This is a genomic window from Pseudomonas juntendi, from assembly GCF_009932375.1.
Classification (GTDB): Bacteria; Pseudomonadota; Gammaproteobacteria; order Pseudomonadales; family Pseudomonadaceae; genus Aquipseudomonas; species Aquipseudomonas juntendi.
On the sequence record NZ_BLJG01000350.1, the window covers coordinates 1 to 215 of the forward strand.

A 215-nucleotide genomic window follows, 5' to 3' on the forward strand; every position below is an offset into this window, starting at 1 on the left:
GGCTTACACATCAGCTCCCGGCAAACCCGTTCTGCCGCCAGGCCTCATACACCGTCACCGCCACCGTGTTGGACAGGTTCAGGCTGCCGCAGCCTGAACCTGTCCAACACGGTGGCGGTGACGGTGTATGAGGCCTGGCGGCAGAACGGGTTTGCCGGGAGCTGATGTGTAAGCCTGCACTGGCCCTATCGCCGGCAAGCCGGCTCCCACAGGGC

At 65.1% G+C, this 215-nt stretch carries 1 pseudogene; it reads left to right on the top strand.

From position 1 onward, the window contains the following. Window positions 1–81: 81 nt before the first annotated feature. A pseudogene (locus tag GYA94_RS25850) lies at window positions 82–165 on the top strand (tRNA (uridine(34)/cytosine(34)/5-carboxymethylaminomethyluridine(34)-2'-O)-methyltransferase TrmL); the annotation flags it as partial. Between the last annotated feature and the right edge of the window lie 50 nt (window positions 166–215).